Here is a 3,527-nt window from a genome sequence, read left to right on the forward strand (position 1 = left end):
AACAAGAGAGCTGACGGATGGTGCGAGTCAGCCAGAAGGATATGATGAACTCGCCTTTTAGTTTTGAGAATGAAAAGTAAAGTAGTTCTCAACGGGTCACGTCCGTTAATTGTGCTGAGCGAACAAGTCAAAAGGCTTGTTAATTTGGGTGGTACCGCGGGAATTATACAACTCTCGTCCCTGACAATCTTGTTAGGGGCGGGAGTTTTTTGTTGATCTCATATTTATCCTGGCGAACATAATGATTAGCTCAAAGTCAATGTCAATGAACGATCAGATACTAAAGGAGGAAAAGAGTATGTCGTTTTCACACTTAAACATTGAAAAGAAATGGCAAGATCATTGGGAAGAGAACAAAACGTTTCGCACGACTGAGGATGCCGATAAGCCAAAGTTCTATGCATTAGATATGTTTCCATTCCCGTCAGGTGCAGGCCTTCATGTTGGTCACCCGGAAGGATACACGGCAACAGATATTTTATCTCGAATGAAACGCATGCAAGGCTACAATGTTCTTCATCCGATGGGGTGGGATGCTTTTGGATTACCAGCTGAACAATATGCCCTTGATACTGGGAATGATCCTGCTGAATTTACGTTGAAAAACATTGATACGTTCCGCCGTCAAATTAAAGCTTTAGGGTTCTCCTATGATTGGGAGCGTGAAGTAAACACAATTGATCCAGATTATTATAAGTGGACGCAGTGGATCTTCTTAAAGCTTTATGAAAAAGACCTTGCTTACATTGATGAAGTAGCGGTGAACTGGTGTCCGGCACTTGGTACGGTTCTAGCCAATGAAGAAGTAATCGATGGAAAAAGTGAGCGCGGAGGTCACCCCGTAGAACGTCGTCCGATGAAGCAATGGATGTTAAAGATTACAGCTTATGCAGATCGTTTACTTGAAGACCTTGATGAGCTTGATTGGTCTGAGAGCATTAAAGATATGCAGCGTAACTGGATTGGTCGTTCTGAAGGAGCAGAAGTTACATTTAAAGTAGATGGTCATGATGCAGAGAAAGTAGATGTGTTCACGACTCGACCAGATACATTATTTGGTGCAACTTATATGGTATTAGCACCTGAACATAAGCTAGTGGACGTTATTACCACTGCTGAGCAGCAAAAAGATGTAGAAGCATATAAAAAACAAGTTGCTTTAAAAAGTGATCTTGAACGTACAGAGCTTTCAAAAGAGAAAACAGGAGTTTTTACAGGAGCATTTGCTGTGAATCCTGCAAATGGTAGCCGAATTCCAATTTGGATTGCCGATTATGTACTTGTAAGCTATGGTACAGGAGCGATTATGGCGGTGCCAGCTCATGATGAACGCGATTATGAATTCGCGAAAACATTTGACCTAGACATTGTTGAAGTAGTGGCAGGCGGTGAGGTTGAGAAGGAAGCGTACACAGGTGATGGTGAACATGTTAATTCTGATTTCCTTAATGGTTTAGGTAAAGAAGCAGCCATTACAAACATGATTGAATGGCTTGAAGCAAATCAATATGGAAAGAAAAAAGTAACCTATCGTTTACGTGACTGGTTGTTCAGTCGTCAACGTTACTGGGGAGAGCCTATCCCAATGATTCACTGGGAAGACGATTCAATGACTGCAGTTCCTGAGGAAGAGTTACCTTTAATGCTTCCAAAAATGGAGGAAATCAAACCTTCAGATACAGGAGAATCACCACTTGCTAACAATAAAGAATGGTTACATGTAACCGATCCTAAAACAGGGATGAAAGGTAGACGCGAAACAAATACGATGCCGAACTGGGCAGGTAGTTGCTGGTATTACCTACGTTACATTGATCCAAACAACAGTGAGGCTTTAGCAGATCCAGAAAAGCTAAAGGATTGGTTACCTGTTGATATTTACATTGGGGGAGCAGAGCATGCGGTGCTTCACCTGTTATATGCACGCTTTTGGCATAAATTCCTTTATGACCTTGGAGTTGTCCCAACGAAAGAGCCGTTCCAGAAGCTATACAACCAAGGGATGATTCTTGGGGAAAACAATGAAAAGATGAGTAAATCAAAAGGAAATGTCGTCAATCCTGATGATATCGTTCAAAGCCATGGTGCCGATACATTACGTCTTTATGAAATGTTCATGGGGCCGCTAGATGCATCGATTGCATGGTCGACGAACGGCTTAGACGGAGCTCGTAGGTTCCTAGATCGTATTTGGCGTTTATTTATCGATGAGAACACAAATGAACTAAATCCAGCTATTAAAGAGGTAAAAGGATCAGATGAATTCATCCGTACGTACCATCAAACGGTGAAAAAAGTTACAGATGACTTTGCTGGATTACGTTTCAATGTAGGTATTTCTCAAATGATGGTATTTATGAATGATGCGTATAAACAAGAAGAACTTCCACGCGAGTTGATGGAAGGCTTCGTGAAGCTACTAGCACCACTAGCGCCACATATCGCAGAAGAGCTTTGGGAGAAGTTTGGTCATAATGAAACGATCACCTATGCAGAATGGCCAACTTATGAAGAAGCACTACTTGTTGAAAACGAAGTGGAAGTAGTTGTTCAAATTAATGGAAAAGTCCGTGCGAAACTTGTTATTCCAGCTGATGCTACACGTGAGCAAATGGAAGAGATCGCAAAGAATGACGAAAAAGTTCAAGCAGCAATCGGTGATAAAACAATAAGAAAAATCATCGCAGTCCCAGGAAAACTAGTCAACATCGTAGTAGGGTAATAAGAAAGGCTGAAGGCTTCGTTTAGCAAAGTGAAGCCACAGATGACCTGAACGCTGAAGCTAGCCAGAAAAGCGGAGGCGACTGTTTTAAATTATAAAAAAGAGTGCTGGCGTAAAAGCTAGCACTCTTTTTTATGCTTGTCGGAAATGAATGAACATTCAATCACATGAATGTATCCACATCAACCCGTAGATAAAGAAAGCGTTATCAACAAATTATCAGAAAATACTAACAGGTTGTGCATAACATGTGGATAGAAAACTAGTTATGCACAACCTGCGGCGTTTAAATTTGATTATTATTGGTTTATTAAGGAGGTTTAACTGTGGAAATGTGTATAACTTGATAATATCTTTATTTTTGAGATACTAATTCCCCAGCGGATTTCCCTGCCGTATAACCTGTTGAGAAAGCACAAGTAATGTTATACCCCCCTGTATAACCATGTATATCAAGGACTTCTCCGCAAAAAAAGAGCCCCGCTTTCTTTTTCGATTGCATCGTTTTAGGTTCAACTTCTTTTACAGACACCCCGCCACCTGTTACAAAGGCTTTTTCAATTGATAAAGTCCCATTCGCTTGAAAGGAAAAGGATTTGCAAAAGCTAGCAACATCACGGATTCGATCATGCGAAAAAGTGTTGGCAGGTTGTGTACCATCAAGTTCTAGTTGATCTAGCATAAATAATAAAAAGCGTTCAGGAACAAAACCTTTTAATAAGTTCTTTAGTGATTTTTTAGGTTCTTCTTTTACTCGTTTAATTAGATCCTGATAGAGTAACTCTTGATGGGTAGTAGGAAAAAG

At 40.6% G+C, this 3,527-nt stretch carries 2 protein-coding genes and 1 other annotated feature; of the genes, one reads left to right on the plus strand and one right to left on the minus strand.

Annotated features, from left to right (window positions below):
• Positions 1-185: a binding site (T-box leader), on the plus strand. This feature is flagged as partial in the annotation.
• 113 nt (positions 186-298) lie between these two features.
• Complete coding sequence (gene leuS, locus AB685_RS28600) at positions 299-2,722, plus strand: leucine--tRNA ligase (protein ID WP_047973999.1); 2,424 nt, start codon at positions 299-301, stop codon at positions 2,720-2,722.
• 355 nt (positions 2,723-3,077) lie between these two features.
• Here leuS and AB685_RS28605 read toward each other — a convergent pair.
• A partial coding sequence (locus AB685_RS28605) for an NAD(P)/FAD-dependent oxidoreductase (RefSeq protein ID WP_047974000.1) occupies positions 3,078-3,527 on the minus strand: 450 nt, incomplete at its 5' end.

It is taken from the genome of Bacillus sp. LL01 (genome assembly GCF_001037965.1).

Excerpts from the sequence above, each read along its gene's own strand:
- leuS (WP_047973999.1), top strand. The coding sequence starts at position 299 with ATGTCGTTTTCACACTTAAACATTGAAAAGAAATGGCAAGATCATTGG.